We start from the raw sequence: 17,432 nt of genomic DNA on the forward strand, positions 1-17,432 counted from the left end.
CCTACCAGAGGTAAAAGAACGCGAAGATGAAGACCCACACCAGATCGACGAAGTGCCAGTACAGGCCCAGGGTCTCGACCATCTCGTAGCGGCCCTTGCGCCCGGTGAGAAATCCCGGTCGCTGATCGTCGAGCGCACCGCGGATGACCTTGGTCGCCATGACGATCAGGAAGATCACGCCGATGGTCACGTGGGTGCCGTGGAAGCCCGTGATCATGAAGAAGGCGGCGCCGAACTGCGGCGCGCCCCAGGGATTGCCCCAGGGCCGAACGCCCTCGCTGATCAGCTTGGTCCACTCGAAGGCCTGCATGCCGACGAAGGTGGCGCCGAGCAGTGCCGTCAGCACCAGCAGCGTCGCGGTCTTGCTCCGGTTCTTTTCGTAGCCGTACTTCACCGCCAGCGCCATCGTGCCGCTGGAACTGATCAGCACGAAGGTCATGATGGCGATCAGCAGCAGCGGCACGTTGGTCTCGCCGACGTGCAGGCCGAAGACGATGCTCGCGTTCGGCCAGTCCACCGTCGTCGAGGCCCGTGCCGTCATGTAGCTGATGAGGAAGCACGCGAACACGAAGGTGTCCGACAGCAGGAAGATCCACATCATCGCCTTGCCCCAGGGCACCTTCTTGAAGGCGCTCTGGTCGGACGCGAAGTCCGATGTCAGACCGCTGACGCCGGGCTGCAGTGCGGAAGTGGCCGGAACCTGGTTCATGGCATTTCTCCTCGGACGACCGTCCTCAGCTTCGGCACCAGGCGTAGAGCGGCTCGGCGCCGACGAACAGCACCGTGAACAGCACCGCCCAGACCAGCAGCAGGTAGTGCCAGTAGATCGCGCACAGGCCCACGGCCTCGCGCACCTGCGGCAGCGCCACGCCGCGCTGCAGGCGCAGCACGACGCGCAGCAGCGCGTAGAGCCCGCCGAGCATGTGCAGGGCGTGCAGGGCGCCCATCAGCACGAAGAAGGCGCTGCCGACATAACGCGCCATGCTGTAGCCGGCACCGGACAGCTCGCGCCACAGCAATACCTGCCCGGCGATGAAGGCCACCGTGCAGGCTGCGCCGAAGCCGAGCGACTGTGCGAAGCGCTGCGCGTTGGCCTGTCGCGCCGCAGACCATGCCGTCTGCAGCGCCAGACTCGCCAGCACCAGCAGCGCACCGTTGATCCACAGCAAGGGCGGCTGCGGCAGGAAGTCCCACTCCGGCGCCGCGGCCATGCGCATGACGTAGGCGCTGATGGTGAGACCGAAGACCGACGTGACCACGGCGAGGAACACCGCCAGCCCGACCGGCGATGCGGTCAACGACACCTGCTGCGGCGGCAAGGCCGCGGTCTGCGAGTCGGCGATCCAGGGCTGCACGCCGACCGACTGGCGCACGAGCCAGCCGGCGAACGCCGCCATCAGCAGCGCGAGAAAGGCGAGCGTGATCGTCATGACTTCGCCGCCGGTGCGTACCCCGGAAGCATCTCGACCTGCTCCGGCGGCACGTTCTGCGGGATGAAGTCGTCCTTCGCCCCCGGCACGCTGTAGTCGTAGGGCCAGCGATACACGACCGGCAGCTCGGGCCCGAAGTTGCCGTGCTGCGGCGGGTTGTGCGGCGTCTGCCACTCCAGCGTGGTCGCCTTCCACGGATTCGGATCGGCCTCGTCGCCGTAGAGCCAGCTCCAGACCAGATTGAAGATGAACAGGATCTGTGTCACCGCGACGACGATGGCGGCGATGGTGATGAAGGCATTGAGCGTCTGCACCGAATCGGAAATGAAGGCGGTTTCGCCGTAGGCGTAGTAGCGCCGCGGCACGCCCTCGAAGCCGATGTAGTGCATCGGGTAGTAGATCGCGTAGGTGCCGAGGAAGGTCATCCAGAAATGGATCTTGCCGGCGGTCTCGTTGAACATCCTGCCGGTGATCTTCGGGTACCAGTGATAGATCGCACCGAAGATCACCATGATCGGCGCCACGGCCATCACCATGTGGAAGTGGGCAACGACGAAGTAGGTGTCGGACAGCGGCACGTCGACGGTGACATTGCCGAGGAACAGGCCGGTGAGACCGCCGTTGACGAAGGTGAAGATGAAGCCGATCGCGAACAGCATCGGCACCGTGAGCCGGATGTTGCCGCGCCACAGCGTCAGCACCCAGTTGTAGACCTTGATCGCGGTGGGCACGGCGATGATCAGCGTCGTCGTCGCGAACAGGAAACCGAAGTACGGGTTCATGCCGCTGACGTACATGTGGTGCGCCCAGACGACGAAGCTCAGCGCGCCGATGGCGATGATCGCCCAGACCATCATGCGGTAGCCGAAGATGTTGCGGCGTGCGTGCGTGGCGATCAGGTCGGAGACGATGCCGAAGGCCGGCAGCGCGACGATGTAGACCTCCGGGTGGCCGAAGAACCAGAACAGGTGCTGGAACAGCAGCGGGCTGCCGCCCGAGTGTTCGGACTGCTCGCCGAGATTGAGCATCGACGGCAAAAAGAAGCTGGTGCCGATGGTGTGGTCGAGCAGCATCATCAGCGCCGCGACGAACAGCGCCGGGAACGCCAGCAGCGCCAGCACCGTCGCCATGAAGATGCCCCAGACCGTCAGCGGCATGCGCATCAGCGTCATGCCGCGCGTACGCGCCTGCAGCACGGTGACGACGTAGTTCAGGCCGCCCATCGTGAAGCCGATGATGAACAGGCCCAGCGAGACCAGCATCAGGATGATGCCGCCGCCGACCCCGGGGGTGCCGGGACTCACCACCTGCGGCGGATACAGCGTCCAGCCGCCGCCGGTCGGTCCGCCGGGCGCGAAGAAGCTGGCCACCAGCACCAGTACCGCCAGCAGGTAGATCCAGAAGCTCATCATGTTGAGCCACGGGAACACCATGTCGCGCGCGCCAACCATCAGCGGGATCAGGTAGTTGCCGAAGCCGCCGAGGAACAATGCCGTCAGCAGGTAGACCACCATGATCATCCCGTGCATCGACACCGCCTGCAGGTAGTTGCTCGGGTCGATCAGCGAGAAGCTGTCGGGAAAGCCGAGCTGCAGGCGCATGACGATCGACAGCGCCAGCGCGACGAGGCCGATCGCGGTGGCGGTGATCGCGTACTGGATCGCGATGACCTTGGCGTCCTGGCAGAAGACGTACTTGCCGATGAAGCTGTGCGCATGCGGCGGCAGCTCCATCTCCGGCCCTTCGGCGGGCGGCGCAGTCGAGACGGCGTCGTAGATGCTGTGGGCCATCAGTCGGTCCTCCGGGCAAGCGCGGTCGGGTCTGCAGGTGCCGGCGCGGCGGCGAGCGCGAGCGTGTTGATGTGCGCGATCAGATCGCGGGTCGCGTCGTCGTCGCGCAGCAGCTTCGCCATCTCGGCCATCTGCCAGCCGTAGGCATCGCCGGGGTGGCGGCCGCGGATGCCGCGGCGGAAGTTCTCGAGCTGGCGTTCCAGGTACCAGTCGTCCTGCCCTGCGAGCCGCGGGGCCTGCGTGGCCTGCAGGCCCTGGCCTTCGCTGCCGTGGCAGGCGCCGCAGTTGCGCCACACGCGTGCGCCACGCTGCGGATTGCCGTCGATGCTGATGACCGGCGGCGGCTCCGGGAAGGTCTCGACGTAGGCCGCCAGGTCGGCCATCGCCGCACGGTCGGCGAGCATGCCCGCGAAGGCCCGCATCTGCTGTCCGTGGGTGTCGTCCGGATGCGCGCCCCGCGCGCCGGCCTTGAAGTATTCGAGCTGCCGGATCAGGTACCAGGCGTCCTGCCCGGCCAGCCGCGGCGCATTCATCTGCACATTGCCCTGGCCCTCCGCGCCGTGGCACGCGGCACAGGGCGTGTACAACGCCTTGCCGGCCGCGGCATCCGGCGCGGCCCGCGCCAGCTCGCTGGCATAGGTCGGCTGCGCCGCCAGCCACTGCTCGAAGACCTCGGGCTCGACCACCTCGACCATGCCGCGCATCGCGAAGTGACCGATACCGCACAGCTCGGCGCAGAGGATCTCGAATTCGCCGGTGCGCGTGGGGGTCACCCACAGGTAGGACAGCTGGCCCGGCACCAGATCCATCTTGGCGCGGAACTGCGCGACCTGGAAGTTGTGCAGCACGTCGCGCGAACGCAGCAGCGCCTTGACCGGGCGATCCACCGGCAACCGTACGCGCGAGCCGTGCACGAGCACATCGTCGTGACCGGCCGGATCGCTCGCATCCATCCCGAACGGGTTGTCGCCGGTCACCAGGCGCGTATCGACGCGACCGAAGCTGCCGTCTTCGCCCGGAAAGCGGAAACCCCAGTGCCATTGCTGGCCGACGACCTCGACCTCGTGCGCATCGTCCGGCACCGTCACGTAGCTGGCCCAGACGAACAGTCCCGGCGCCAGCAGCGCGGCGATGCCGACGGTGGTCACGCCGATCAGCCACCACTCCAGCTTCTTGTTCTCGGGCTCGTATTCGGCTCGCCGGTCCGCGCGCCATCGATAGCGCACGATCGCCCAGGCCATGAACACGTTCACCGCGACGAAGACGAAGCCGGTGACCCAGAAGGTGATGCCGATGGTGTCGTCGATCGAGCCCCAGTTCGACGCCAGCGGCGTGAGCTGCCACGGACTGAGGAAGTGGAACAGGATCGAGCCGGCCAGCAGCAGGATCAAGGCGATGGCGATGGCCATTCAGCACCCTCCTTGCGCAGTCGCCGCGACGCGCATGCGACGACGCGCGCGCATGAACGCACGGCGCCGCTCGACGGGCGGCAGTTGCGGTGAGACGGGGAAAACGTCGGCACGAGGAGGGCCGGCATCCGCGGCCGATGCCGCGGGTGTGCGTGATGACGGGCCGGCGAAACCGGCCGGATGTGTCAACGCATTCATCGGTACCCCCGGCGCTGTTCCGTGGGCGTGCGTCGCGGCTCCTCAACCGCGCGCGGAACTAGTGTTGCCTCAAATCACCGACGGACACAAGCCCGGACGCCGCCCGACACGGCCGCAGCGGCCGACGATGCCGCGTCGGAAATCGGCGAACGCCCGCAATCGCAGACGGGCCGTGGCTTGGCGTGCCCGCAGGGTGCGCCACCCCGACGGACGACACGGCGACGTGCGAGGAAGCGCCGTCAACGGCGCGTCGATCGCGTACAGCGCGTGATGGCAATCGTCGGTGCGGGAATGCACGCCTTTTGCGCACGACTGCGCACATCCCAGCGGGAGCCCGCATGCACGCCGAGTCCGCGCACACCGCACCACCGCCGCTGTTCACCGTCCTGATCCCGACGTACAACCGGGCGCGCCTGCTGCTGCGCGCCCTCGACAGCGTCGCCGCCCAGGGCTGGCGAGATTTCGAGATCCTGCTGGTCGACGACGGCTCCACGGACGGCAGCCTCGCAGCGGCGCTGCGCTGGAGCCGGCGCCGCGATCAGCCGCTGCGATGGCTGCGTCAGGCACACGCCGGCGTGCACGCGGCCTACAACAGCGGCGTCGCCGCAGCGCTCGGCGAGCTAGTCGTCGTGCTCGGTTCGGACGACCTGCTGCTGCCGGACAGCCTGACGCGCCTAGCGCGGGCCTGGCACGCGATCCCGTCGTCGCGACGGGCGATGTACTGCGGCATCGCCGGGCACGGCGTGCACTGGCGCAGCGGCAGGCTCGTGGGCGACCGCTATCCGGCCGCGATCTGGGACGCCGACCATCTGGAACTCAAGCTCGGCCGGCGCATCGGCGGCGACAAGCCCGGCGCCTACCGACGCGACCTGCTGCTGCAGCATCCGTTTCCGGTGTTCGCCGGCGAACCGTTCATGCGCGAGTCCTTCGTGCTCAAGCGTCTCGCCCTGGACTACCGCACCCGCTATCTCGACGAGGTATTCCAGCTGTTCGACTACCAGCAGGACGGCCTGTCGGCCCGCGTCCGCGACCTGAGACGACGCTCGCCGCGCGGCCTGCGGCTCTATTTCCGCGAGGACGCCAATCGCTACACCGTCGCCTACGGCATGGCGGCGCGCTACGGCGCCCACGTGCGCTACGTCCGCCATGCGCTCGCGTCCGGCGCCGGCCTGCGTGCGCTGTGGCGCGAGATGCGGCACAAGGGCTGGCTGCTTGCCGGCCTCGTGCCTGGCACCCTCAAATGGCTGCGCGATTGCTGGGTGCTCGCCGCGCAGCGGCGCGCGGATCAGCGACCGCCCGCACAGCGCGAGCCGGCCGCTGGCGATTTCCAGCGCGGATCGTCGATGTCGTAGACCCGCGGCACCAGGTAGTCCTGCGGATCGCGCAGGTAATCGAGTTCCGGCGGATGGGGCAGCGTCGCGAGCGCGTTGCGCCACTGCGTCTCGTAGGCCGAGGCGCCGCCACCGACCACCGGCGCCCAGGCGTCGTGATGGCTGGGAATGCTGAGCTGCGGCCGCGCAGCATCGACATAGGCCAGTGAATCGCGCAGGCCGCTGGTGACCATGCCGAAACCGACGATCGCCCCGGCCTGCACGTCGACGCAGTCCGGCAACGCGGCCAGCGCCTCGCGCACCGTCTCGCCGACTTCGTCGTCGCCGATGGGGCCGGTCGAGTCGTGCCACAACAGGCTGAAGTCGCCGACGCGCAGCTGGTACATCCACGTACCGCCTTCGGGCTGGCCGACGAGGCCGTCGTCGAACAGCGAGTCGACGAAGCGCACGGTCTCCTGCGGGTCGGTGTTCAGGTTCTCGAGATACACGAGAATTTCCGGCACGAACACCAGCGGCAGACCGCCGGTCAGCAGATCGCTGGGGTCGGCCGCCGAATGCGGATGCTGGATCACGGTGACCGGCGGCAGGTCGCTCCAGATGCGGATCGAGCGCACGCTGCCGACCCCCGGCGTATCGCGATCGCCGAGCAGCAGGCACGGAAAATCCACCGACGCCGGCAGTTCGGCGGCCCGCGCGCGCGCCGTGGCGCAGACCGTCCCGCCGGCAACCAGGGCTGCGCCGCTGAGACCGGCGACATGACCGGCGTCCGCTGCGTGATCGAAGTGGCCGTGCCCGACGAGGATCGCCTCGGGCCGGATCGCCGCCAGTTCGTCGCGACCGATCGGCACGTAGTCGGCCTGCAGCCCGAGCGGCTCCCAGGCGTCGAACAGGAACAGGTGACCGCCCATGGAGGCGACGAAGCTCGATACGCCGACCCACCAGAGCTTGACCTTGGACGGATCGGTCGCATCCGGTCCGAGGAGGGCCTCGCGCGCCGCGAGCACCTCGGGCCCGAGGCGTGGTGCCGGCGGCAGCGGCTGCCACGCGTCCGCCGGCACGTCGCCGACGTTGCCGCCCGCCACCCCGCCGGCGGGATCGGAACCCGAGCAGGCCGCCAGCAGCAGTGCTGCGCAGATCCACGGCCATCGTCGATTCATCGTGCTCTCCTCGTCGTTCTCGTTGTCGTTCCCGCACGGCAGCATGCATGGCTCCGCCGACGGCGGCATCATGCCCGGACCGACACGGAGAGTCCCATGATCCAACTGCTCGGCATTTCCGGCAGCCTGCGCAAGGCCTCGCTGAACACCGCGCTGCTGCGCGCCGCCGCCGATCTGGTCGAGGATGCCCGCCTGGAGATCGCGACGCTGCACGGCATCCCGCTCTACGACGGCGACAGCGAGGCCGCCGACGGTCTGCCGCCGGCCGTGCAGGCCCTCCAGGCGAAGGTCCGCGACTGCGACGGCCTGATCCTCGCCACGCCCGAGTACAACAACGGCATCCCCGGCGTGTTCAAGAACGCCATCGACTGGCTGTCGCGACCGCCGGCGCAGACCAAGGTCGTGTTCGGCCATCGCCCGGTCGCGCTCATCGGCGCCTCGCCCGGCGGCTTCGGCACCGTACTGGCGCAATCCGCGTGGCTGCCCGTGCTCAAGGCCTTGGGCACGCGCCACTACAGCGGTGGCCGCCTGTTGCTCGCGCGCGCCGGCAAGGCGTTTGCCGAAGACGGCACGCTGGCCGACGCGGATGCGCGCGAACGGCTCGCGGAATTCCTGCGCGGCTACGTCGAGTTCGTGCGCAAGGGCTGATCAGGCCGCGGCGCGGCTTGCTGCCGGCTTCTCCTGCGCCTGTGCCATGTCGCGCGCGGCGACGTAGCCGAAGGTCATCGCCGGTCCCAGCGTCGAGCCGGCACCGGCATAGGTCGGCCCCATCACCGCGGCCGAGGTGTTGCCGATCGCGTACAGGCCTTCGATCGCGCTGCCGTCCTCGCGCAGTACGCGGGCGGTCTCGTCGACATCGAGTCCGCCCTTGGTGCCGATCTCGCCCGGCCACATCGGTACCGCATAGAACGGCGGCTTGACGATGGGTCCGAGGCAGGTGTTGGGCTTCACCGACGGATCGCTGTAGTAGGTGTCGATCGCGGTCTCGCCCTTGTGGAATTCGGTGTCGACGCCGGTGCGCGCGTACTCGTTCATCTTCGCCACCGTGCGCAGCAGGTTCTGCGTGTCGACGCCGATCTTCTGCGACAGCGTCTCCAGCGAGTCGGCACGGTAGTAGACCTTGTCGAGCCAGTCCTTCGGCAGCTTGCTGTCCGGCTCGATCTGCCCGGGCAGGAAAATGCCCATCGGATACTTGTAGCGGAAAGTCGCGTCGAAGATCAGCCAGGCCGGGATGCAGCCGTTGCCCTTGGCGTCGTCCTCGTACATCGCGTTGCGGAAGTCCGGATAGGCCGCAGCCTCGTTGACGAAGCGCAGGCCCTTCCGGTTGACCGCAACACAGCCCGGCATGCCGCGCTCGACGAACAGCGTGATCTGCTGCGCCGCGCCCGGCTTGCTGACCGTCGGCGAACCCCAGACCAGGTCCATGTGCCGCAGCCTGGCCCCCAGCGCGCTGCCGGCACGGATGCCGTCGCCGTGGTTGATCGGCGGGGCCGCGGTCCATTCGACCTTAGTCGGTTTGGCGAGATACTGCTCGCGCATCTGCGGGTTGGATTCGAAGCCGCCGCAGGCGAGCACGACGCCACGGCGCGCGCGATAGCGCAGCGTGCGACCGTTCTGGCTGACGACGACGCCGATGACGCGACCGTTCTCCTCCACCAGCGATTCGAGTCCCGTCTGCAACTGCAGCGGCACGTCGTTACGCATCATCGCGTAGCGCAGCGCCGACACCATGCCCTGGCCCAGCACCTGACGACGATCGCGATGCGTCTTCAGTCGCCAGCCGATGTCGAGCCAGTACTTGAAGACCATCTTCAGCGTCAGCCCGATCCAGCCGGGGCCGCGCGAGAACAGCGTGTGCGCCTCGATCTGGTCCATGGCGATGCGACCCATCAGCAGCGTGCCCTTGAACGACTCGCGCTGATTGTCGAACTCCTCGCCGAGCTGCTTGGCGTCGAACGCCGCCGGCTGCATCGAGCGCCAGCCTTCCTTGCCGCCCGGCGCCTTCGGGTAGTAGTCCGGGTACTTGGGCACGTTGGCGTACTTCACGTCGAACATGCGGGCGAGATAGCGCACCATCTCCGGCGCGTTCTGCAGATAGGCCTCGATGCGGGCCTGCGGCACCTCGCCACCGGTGACGTGCTTGAGATAGGTCAGCGCCTCCTCGTAGGAGTCGCTGCCGCCGGTACGGGCGATGTCGTCATTGCACGGAATCCAGATGCCGCCGCCGGACACCGCGCTGGTGCCGCCGTACTTGTCCGACTTCTCGACGACGACACTCTTGAGGCCGTGCCCGTGCGCCACCAGCGCCGCGGTCATGCCGCCGCCACCGGAGCCGACGACGACGACGTCGTATTCCTGATCCCAACTCGACTGACTCATGCGCAACCGTCCCCGCTTGTTTTGAAAGTCCCGGACATGGATGTCCGGGTCTTGGACAGGATGTCTAGATGAAGTAGTCCGTGTTGTCCTTGCCCAGCGTCACGCCGCCGTAGTTGCGGCCGAACTGCTCGGGGTTGTTCGCGTAGTGGCCGCGCGCCGCCATGATGTCGGTCATGTAGCGGTGCAACGGGAAGTCCAGGAAGATGCCGCGCCCGCCGCAGGCCGAGAACAGCTGGTAGGCATGCTTCGCGCAGCGTTCCACCACCTGCGAGGCCTGGAAGCGGAAGTGCAGGCGCTGGGCGATGTCGTCGAGCGGCTGGCCGGCGCGGATCTTGCCCATCAGCACATCGAAGTTGCGCCTGAGCACCAGCTTCATCTCGTCGACCGCCGCCGCAGTCTCGGCCACGGCGAGCTGCGCCGGGGCCTGCTCCGAGGTCTTGTTGCCCATGTCGCCGACGCGCACCTTGGCGAAGTCGACGAAGGTGTCGAGCGCGCCCTGCAAACCGCCGATCGCCGCCGACGACACCGCGCGCACGAAGATTTGCCCGAACGGCAGCTTGTACAGCTCGGCGGTGAAGGTCTCGCGCCCGGGGTTGGTGCCCATGAAGCCGTCGCTGGCCTTGTGCGTGCGGTACTCCGGCACGAACACGTCCTTGACGACGATGTCCTTGGAGCCGGTGCCCTTGAGGCCCATGACGTGCCAGGTGTCGACCACTTCGTAGTCGGACTTCGGCAGCAGGAAGGTGCGGTACTCCGGCGGCTGGCCTTCGGTGAAGATCAGGCCGCCGAGGAACACCCAGTCGCAGTGATCGATGCCGCTGGAGAATCCCCAGCGTCCGGAGAAACGGAAGCCGCCCTCGACCGGCGTGACCTGGCCCTTGGGCATGTAGGTCGAGGCGATACGCGTGTTCGTGTCCTTGCCGAACACGTCCTCGGCCGCCTGGGGATCGAACAGCGCGATCTGCCAGTTGTGCACGCCGATGACGCCGTAGATCCATGCCGTCGACATGCAGCCCTCGGCCAGCGTCATGCACACGTCGTAGAACACCTGCGGGTCCATCTCGTAGCCGCCGTACTTCTTCGGCTGCAGCACGCGGAAGAAGCCGGCCTCCTGCATCTCGGCGACGGTTTCGGCCGGCACCTTGCGATCGGCCTCGCACTGGGCGGCGCGCGCCTTGAGCTGCGGCACCATCTCGCGGGCGCGCTGGACGAGGATTTCCGGCGTCACCAGGTCGGCGGTTTTCTGGGCGGTCGCGGACATGCGGGTCTCCTTGGGGCGGCGTGTGATGCCGCACCGCCGCGATAGGCGAAAGTGGGCAGCTTCGAGTACGGCTTTTTCACAGAAACGGTTGCGTGCAGCATCGTCCGAAATGGGTAGCCGGGGCCGCGATCCGCAAGCTGTGGTGTGTCGCAGGACACCGCGCAGCGGCAGGTTCACTCAAACGGGTGATGTAGGCACGCCGGGCGCTTCCCACACTGCCGCCGACATCGTGGGCTTGGTCCCACCAGCGATATCAACGAAGGCCGGCGGCGCAGTCGCTGCACCGGCCGCGGAGTACGAGATGGCAACAACCCAGGAATACGGACTCGGCGAGTTCACCTTCCCGCGCGGATGGTTCATGGTCGCCGAGAGCGCCAAGGTCACCGACAAGCCGCAGGGCGTGAAATTCTTCGGCCAGGAATTCGCGCTCTACCGCGGCAAGCAGAGCGGCAAGGTGATCCTGCTCGACGCCTACTGCCCGCACATGGGCACGCACCTGGCGCGCAACTCGACCTCGTACGTGGCGATGGACGGTTCGGTCGAGGGCGACTCGATCCGCTGCCCCTACCATGCCTGGCGTTTCGGGCCGGATGGCAAGTGCAACCAGATTCCCTACTCGCCCGGACCGATTCCGCCGCAGGCGAAGGTGCGGTCGTGGAAGGTCGAGGAGCACATGGGCGCGGTCTTCGTCTGGCACGACCCGGAAGGCGGCGAACCCGACTACGACATTCCGGTGATTCCCGAGTGCAACGACCCGGCCTGGGTGCCGATCGCCTTCGACGACCTAGGTCTCGTCAACTGCCACACGCAGGAGATCGTCGACAACATCACCGACGTCGCCCACTTCGGTCCGATCCACGGTTCGCTGACCAAGTATTTCGAGAACGAGTTCAAGGGCCAGGTCGCGGTGCAGCGCATGGGCGGCGGCCACCGCACGCTGACGACCGACGACGGCCCGATGCTGGAAACCGTGGCCACGTACACCGGCCCGAGCATCCTGATCACGAAGATGGTCGGCACGCACGAGTCGTACATCTACATCGCCCACACGCCGGTCGACGACGGCAGCGCCTACGTCTGGCACGGTCTGATGGTGAAGTCGCCGAGCGGCGCCGCGCAGTACAACGAGCAGGACGTCGCGATCGCGCGGCAGTACCAGGAAATGGCGCTCGCCGCGTTCGCACAGGACTTCGAGGTGTGGAAGCACAAGCGCCCGAACATCAAGGGCCTGTACGTGCAGGGCGATGGGCCGTTCATCAAGCAGCGCGCCTGGTACAAGCAGTTCTACAACCCGCGCGCAATGCGCGAGGAACTGCTCAAGGGCGTCGAGGGCATCCACCATGCCCGCGGCATCGAGCCGGCGCCGGCGAGCAAGGCGGCCTGAGTCCGCTGGCCGCATCACACGCCGCGGCCGTACGGTCGCGGCGTTTTCGTTTCAGCGCGCCAGGTCGCGATCCAGCGTCAACGCGTCGCCGAGCACGCGGGCGCCGTCGAGGGCGCGCAACGGTTGCTGGAGCAGTTGCAACAGCGCGCGGCTGCTGCCGCACCAGCCGTTGAGCCCGGTGCCGATCAGCGCGTACGCCGCCTCGGCCATCATTTCCACCGGCTCGACCCAGTCCGGGTGGATGTCCTGCAACTGCCGCACGACGGCTTCTGCGCTCTCGCTGCGCGCGATCTTGTGCGGCGAGACCAGACTGGCGCAGACGCCGCTGCCGTGCAGCTCGGCCGCCAGCGCCTGCGTGTAGCGCTCCAGCGCCGCCTTGGCGCAGCCGTAGAGGGCCAGCGCATGGACCTGCTTCGCCGGCCCCGGGTAGGGGATCGGCGGCTGCCGCACGGTGTCGCTGCCGATGTTGACCACCCGCCCCCAAGCGCGCTCGCGCATCGCCGGCAACAGCGCCTGGGCGAGGTCGACCGGCGCGTGGAAATCGAGTTCGAACATCGCCCGCCGCGCCGCGGCGTCGATGCGGCTCGGCGGTGCGTAGGCGCTGATGCCGGCGGCATTGTTGACGAGGATGTCGATGTGCCCGAAGGCCGCAAGCGATTCCGCGGCCAGGCGGGCACGCGCGGCCGGATCGGCCAGGTCTGCGCTCACGAACGCCGCTCGTCCGCCTGCATCGGCGATGGCCGCGCACACCTGCTGCGCCTGTGCCACCGACCGCGGCGAGCTGGCGACGACGACCGCCGCGCCGTGCGCTGCGAGCCGTACGGCAATCGCACGGCCGATTCCGCGCGACGCGCCCGTCACCAGGGCGACACGGGAATGCAGCGTGGGCTCCGCCTTCGGCATGTCCGGAGCATCGCGCAGGCGGTGCGTCGTCCGGCTCGTCCATTTGCGCGAGGGCGCGCACCTCGGGGGCGGATAGCGTGCAGGCATTACTCGGGGGAGAAACCATGCACAGACTTGGGCCAAGTGCAGCGGTGCTGTGTGCGGCGGTCTGCGGCGGCGCGACCGCGCAGGATGGACTGGACGCACTGATCGAGGTGGAGCCGCTGCGCGAAGCGGCCGCCGAGCCGGTCGTGGCAGAGACCGCTCCGCCGCCACGCTCGGCGACGCTGGAGGAAATCGTCGTCACCGCCGAGCGGCGTGTCGCCAGCCTGCAGGACACGCCGATCTCGATCGAAGCCTTCAACACCGAGGCGATCGAACAGCGGGGTATCAAGGGCGTGCAGGATCTCGGCAGCCAGGTGCCCGGGCTGACGCTGGAACCGTTCCCGACGCACAACGCGACGCTGCGCCTGTTCATCCGCGGTGTCGGCATCAACGACGCACAGCTCACGCAGGACCCGGCGGTCGGCGTCTACGTCGACGGCGTCTACGTCGCCCGCTCGGTCGGGCTGGCACTGGACGTGGCCGACCTCGAACGCATCGAGGTGCTGCGCGGTCCGCAGGGCACGCTCTACGGGCGCAACACGACGGGCGGCGCGGTCAACCTGATCACGCGCAAGCCGCATTTCGACGGCTTTGCGATGTCGCATGCGCTGACCGGCGGCGACCGCAACCGGCTGTCGGCGCGCAGCAGTTTCAACCTGCCGGTCAGCGACACGCTGGCCTTCGGCATTGCCGTGCTCGGCAGCACCGGCGACGGCTTCATCGACAACGCCGGGCCTGGCGGTGACTTCGGCGATCGCGAGGAGTTCGCCGGACGCCTGAGCGCGCGCTGGACACCGACCTGGTGGCTCACCGCGGACTACGCCTACGACCACAGCGACATGCGCTACGTGAACGCGGCGTTCCAGCCGGTGCTGCTGCCCAATACCAACAAGGGTGCCGCCGAGCTGTTCAAGCCGTATGCGGTCTCGCAGAGCGTCTACTCGGAGCGCAGGCTCGATCAGCTTGCGACCGGCATGCCGATGGAAGAATCCGGCACCCGCATCAACGGCCACGCGCTGACGCTGACGGCACCGATCGGCGATCAGGAATTCAAGTACATCGGCGCCTACCGCGACCTGCGCGACCGGCAGTACGCCGATCTCGGCGGCGGCGCCGGCTCGATGAACTACCGTGTCGACACGCACGTCTACGACGGCCCGGCGGCGCTGACCGCCAACGGCGGGCCGACGCCGCTGGTGGTGCCGACGGTGACGCAGGAGCAGTGGTCGCACGAGATCCAGCTGTCCGGACGGCTGTTCGACGATTCGGTGCAGTACGTCGTCGGCGCCTATCACTTCACCGAGCAGGGGCGCGAGGATCGCAACCGCCTCAACCACAACTTCAGTTCGGTGATCCCGCTGGACCAGCTCGACGAGCTGTCGACCTCGCTTCCGGAACTCGATCCGCTGCTGGGCCTGCTCGGCGTCGACTTCAACCGGATCGAACTGGTCAAGATGGTCAACTTCGTCAATCTCGACTGGACCATCGACAACGAGGCCTTCGCCGCCTTCGGCCAGGCCACCTGGACGCCGCCGGTGCTGGAGGAACGCCTGCACCTGACCGCGGGCTACCGTCACTCCCGCGACGAACGCCGTGCGGAGAAGTTCCGCATCAGCGACACCTATCTCGAAGTGCAGAGCAACGGCGTCGGCGTCGGCGTGCCGCTGTCGTCGGCGGAGATGTTCGACCGCGTGCCGGCGTCGAGCGCGTTCGACGACGATGCGCTGTCCTTCGTGGTCGCCTACGACATCAACGACACGCTGAACGTCTATGCCAAATCGGTCGAGTCGTACAAGAGCGGCGGCTTCAACGTGCGCGACCCGAACGTCTCCGGCGCAACGGCGGACCCGGCCTACGGCGCCGGCTTCACCGACGGCTTCGCACCGGAGTTCGTGCACAGCCTCGAGGTCGGCATGAAGAGCGAGTGGCTGGACCGGCGCCTGCGCGTGAACGTCGCCGCCTTCCAGGCCGACTACGAGGACATGCAGATCAACTTCCTGATTCCCGGCACGATCTCCGACACCAAGACGATCAATGCCGGCGAGGCGCGCATGCGCGGCATCGAGCTGGATCTGACCGCGCTGGTCACGCCGGATCTGGTCCTGCTGGCCGACTATGCCTTCCTCGACGCCGAGGTCGAGGAGGTCATCGACCCGTCCGGCAACAACGTCGCCGACCTGTACCCGTTCACGTCGGCGCCGCGCCACAGCGGCGTGCTCGCTGCGGACTGGACGGCATGGCGGGACGACTGGGGCGAGCTGCGCGCCTTCGTCTCGTACAACTACACCGACGAGCGTCAGGGCCAGGTGATCACCGAGGATCGCCGCGGCCTGACCTCGATACCGGCCTACGGCCTGTGGAATGCGCGCATCACCGCCGCCGGCCTGCGTCTCGGCGAGAACGGCACGCTCGACATCGCCGTACAGGCGCGCAACATCGCCGACAAGGTCTATCCGCTGATGGCCATCGACAACACCCCGCACGCGGATCGCGCCGTGGTGTGGGGCGAACCGCGTTATGTCGGGCTCGAACTGGTCTACCGGTACCGCTAGCCCGCATTTCTCATGGGGGGATCGAGTGATGGCCGTCGGTCGAGGAGGCCAGTGGCGCCGAGCTGGAGCGAAAGCCATGGTTGTTCCATGGCTTGAGTGAAGCCCAAGGCGCGCGCGACACGGTGCCCGAGCGCAGCGAGGCGGGTGCGGGAGCGCGCGCCTGCGACGGCTCCCGCACCCGCTGCTGCGCAGACACCGTGTCGCCGTCGCATGGCCCCGCAGACAGGCCAGCGCCGATCAGCCTTCGATCCCTACGACAGTTCGTTTTGTGGACGCATCGTGAAGTCCTCAATGAACTCCGATACTGATGCGGGGACCGAAGGCGACCCTGTGAGAAATGCGGGCTAGGAGCCTGGGCGGTAGGAACCCCGCAGGCGAGGCAAGGCCATTTCGAGACAGGTTTCGCGTTGATTCGAGGCCAATGGCAGGGACTATTGGCCGAAAAGCAGCGCGGAAGATGGCCGAAATGGCGAAGCCGCAGCCGCGCGCGTTTCTGCCGCCAGGGGTCCCAGGCCGCGGGTTATCGCGGCCAGAGCCTGAACGCCGCGAACAGCAGCACGCCGGCCAGCGCCAGCAGCAGCGTGCCCGCGACGAGAGCGCCGGTGCTCGTGCCGGTGAGCAGCGAGAAGCGCCGCACGTCGTGCCGGTGCACGCGGCATTCGAGCGGCACGCCGGGCGGCAGCGCCGCCAGTGCAGCGATATCGCCGATGCCGAAACCGGTGAAGCCGTGCGACACGCGCTCGCCGTCGCGGGTGAAGTAGCGGACGGCCGCTACCGGCGCCATCCGGACGCTGCTGCGCTTGCCGACGGACCGGACCTGCTGCACGCGGCGGTCGAGAATCTCGCAGCGCGTCGGCTCGAAGGCGGTGCGGGCCTCCAGGTCGGTGCGGACCAGCCCGAACCCGATCAATCCCGCCAGCGCGGCGCCGGCGAGGCACACGGCGCCGAGCCCCCAGGAGGCACCGAACCCGAGGGCGAGCAGGCTGCCGAAGACGAGCACGCCGAGCGCGGCGAGGATCAGTCCGCCGGACGTCCGGCTGTCGTCGCGCTGGTTCTGGTCGGGATTGAGCGCCGTTCCCCGGATCTGGTCCCGGCCGAACGCCAGCCGCTGTGCCGGATCGCCCGCCTGCACGTCGAGCGTGAAGGGGCCGTCGCTCGCGATGTGCACCTGCAGCGACACCTGCTCGCGGGCACCCGCGGCCAGGCGCAGCGCGGGCCAGATCAGGCAGCGCGAGGTCTCGATGCGGTCTGGCTCGGCGATCCGGCCGCCGTGGCTGGCGCCGGCAAACAGCAGGGCTTCGGACAGCGTGGCTTCGAGCGCGAAGGCGTGCTCGCGATCCCAGCGGTTGTGCAGGTCGATCGTGACGGTCCGCGTCTCCCAGCGGGACACCGGATCCGCCAGCGCTCCGAGCGAGACGCCCCCCTCGCCGTCACCGGACTGGCCCGATGACAGGCCGGTGGCGAACAGGGCTGCGCATGCCGTCATTGTCGCGCCCCATGACCTCATGTCCCGAGCCTACACCCTGGCGTCGCGTCACGCCCGGTCAGCGAGAC

Annotated in this window: 13 protein-coding genes; 4 read left to right on the forward strand and 9 right to left on the reverse strand. The window is 68.1% G+C overall.

Features of this window, described 5'->3' with window-relative positions:
• Window position 1: 1 nt before the first annotated feature.
• From C8D93_RS06240 to C8D93_RS06255, 4 genes are read right to left on the reverse strand one after another with little or no spacing between them, the layout of a single operon-like run.
• Window positions 2–709 (reverse strand): heme-copper oxidase subunit III family protein, encoded by a 708-nt coding sequence (locus tag C8D93_RS06240; RefSeq protein ID WP_110264289.1) that lies wholly within the window; start codon window positions 707–709, stop codon window positions 2–4.
• A 25-nt stretch (window positions 710–734) separates the two neighbouring features.
• Window positions 735–1,430 (reverse strand): cytochrome c oxidase subunit 3, encoded by a 696-nt coding sequence (locus tag C8D93_RS06245; protein ID WP_110264290.1) that lies wholly within the window; start codon window positions 1,428–1,430, stop codon window positions 735–737.
• Entirely contained in the window at window positions 1,427–3,220 is a 1,794-nt protein-coding gene (locus C8D93_RS06250) for a cytochrome c oxidase subunit I (RefSeq protein WP_110264291.1), read from the reverse strand. The genes C8D93_RS06245 and C8D93_RS06250 overlap by 4 nt, the downstream gene beginning before the upstream one ends.
• Entirely contained in the window at window positions 3,220–4,629 is a 1,410-nt protein-coding gene (locus tag C8D93_RS06255) for a c-type cytochrome (RefSeq protein ID WP_110264292.1), read from the reverse strand. Before C8D93_RS06255 ends, C8D93_RS06250 begins: the two co-directional genes overlap by 1 nt.
• Window positions 4,630–5,165: 536 nt before the next feature.
• Here C8D93_RS06255 and C8D93_RS06260 point away from each other — a divergent pair.
• Window positions 5,166–6,179, forward strand: a complete 1,014-nt coding sequence (locus C8D93_RS06260) for a glycosyltransferase family 2 protein (protein WP_110264293.1) — start codon at window positions 5,166–5,168, stop codon at window positions 6,177–6,179.
• On the opposite strand, the gene C8D93_RS06265 is transcribed toward C8D93_RS06260, so the two are convergent.
• Window positions 6,113–7,360 (reverse strand): MBL fold metallo-hydrolase, encoded by a 1,248-nt coding sequence (locus C8D93_RS06265; protein WP_245903830.1) that lies wholly within the window; start codon window positions 7,358–7,360, stop codon window positions 6,113–6,115. The genes C8D93_RS06260 and C8D93_RS06265 overlap by 67 nt on opposite strands.
• Window positions 7,361–7,411: 51 nt before the next feature.
• On the opposite strand from C8D93_RS06265, the gene C8D93_RS06270 reads away from it, so the two are divergent.
• On the forward strand, window positions 7,412–7,963 hold the full coding sequence (locus C8D93_RS06270) for an NADPH-dependent FMN reductase (RefSeq protein ID WP_110264294.1): 552 nt from the start codon (window positions 7,412–7,414) through the stop codon (window positions 7,961–7,963).
• Here the strand turns inward: C8D93_RS06270 and C8D93_RS06275 are convergent, their stop codons facing one another.
• Together C8D93_RS06275 and C8D93_RS06280 are read right to left on the reverse strand one after the other, a co-directional pair.
• The gene (locus C8D93_RS06275) at window positions 7,964–9,694 is read right to left on the reverse strand and encodes an FAD-dependent oxidoreductase (RefSeq protein ID WP_110264295.1); all 1,731 of its coding nucleotides are present in this window, start codon (window positions 9,692–9,694) and stop codon (window positions 7,964–7,966) included.
• Between the two features lie 64 nt (window positions 9,695–9,758).
• Window positions 9,759–10,955, reverse strand: coding sequence for a flavin-dependent monooxygenase (locus C8D93_RS06280; protein ID WP_110264296.1), 1,197 nt, complete (start codon window positions 10,953–10,955; stop codon window positions 9,759–9,761).
• Between the two features lie 301 nt (window positions 10,956–11,256).
• Between C8D93_RS06280 and C8D93_RS06285 the strand changes: the two genes are divergently transcribed.
• Window positions 11,257–12,339 (forward strand): 3-ketosteroid-9-alpha-monooxygenase, oxygenase component, encoded by a 1,083-nt coding sequence (locus tag C8D93_RS06285; protein ID WP_110264297.1) that lies wholly within the window; start codon window positions 11,257–11,259, stop codon window positions 12,337–12,339.
• A gap of 51 nt (window positions 12,340–12,390) precedes the next feature.
• On the opposite strand, the gene C8D93_RS06290 is transcribed toward C8D93_RS06285, so the two are convergent.
• Window positions 12,391–13,242 carry an SDR family NAD(P)-dependent oxidoreductase gene (locus C8D93_RS06290; RefSeq protein WP_110264298.1) on the reverse strand — a complete coding sequence of 284 codons (852 nt, stop codon included), beginning with the start codon at window positions 13,240–13,242 and terminating at the stop codon, window positions 12,391–12,393.
• 104 nt (window positions 13,243–13,346) lie between these two features.
• On the opposite strand from C8D93_RS06290, the gene C8D93_RS06295 reads away from it, so the two are divergent.
• The gene (locus C8D93_RS06295; RefSeq protein WP_110264299.1) at window positions 13,347–15,878 is read left to right on the forward strand and encodes a TonB-dependent receptor; all 2,532 of its coding nucleotides are present in this window, start codon (window positions 13,347–13,349) and stop codon (window positions 15,876–15,878) included.
• Window positions 15,879–16,398: 520 nt separating this feature from the next.
• On the opposite strand, the gene C8D93_RS06300 is transcribed toward C8D93_RS06295, so the two are convergent.
• Window positions 16,399–17,364, reverse strand: a complete 966-nt coding sequence (locus C8D93_RS06300) for a hypothetical protein (RefSeq protein WP_110264300.1) — start codon at window positions 17,362–17,364, stop codon at window positions 16,399–16,401.
• Window positions 17,365–17,432: the final 68 nt, after the last annotated feature.

Origin of the sequence: Sinimarinibacterium flocculans, from assembly GCF_003201205.1 — a bacterium.
GTDB classification, from domain to species: Bacteria; Pseudomonadota; Gammaproteobacteria; order Nevskiales; family Nevskiaceae; genus Solimonas; species Solimonas flocculans.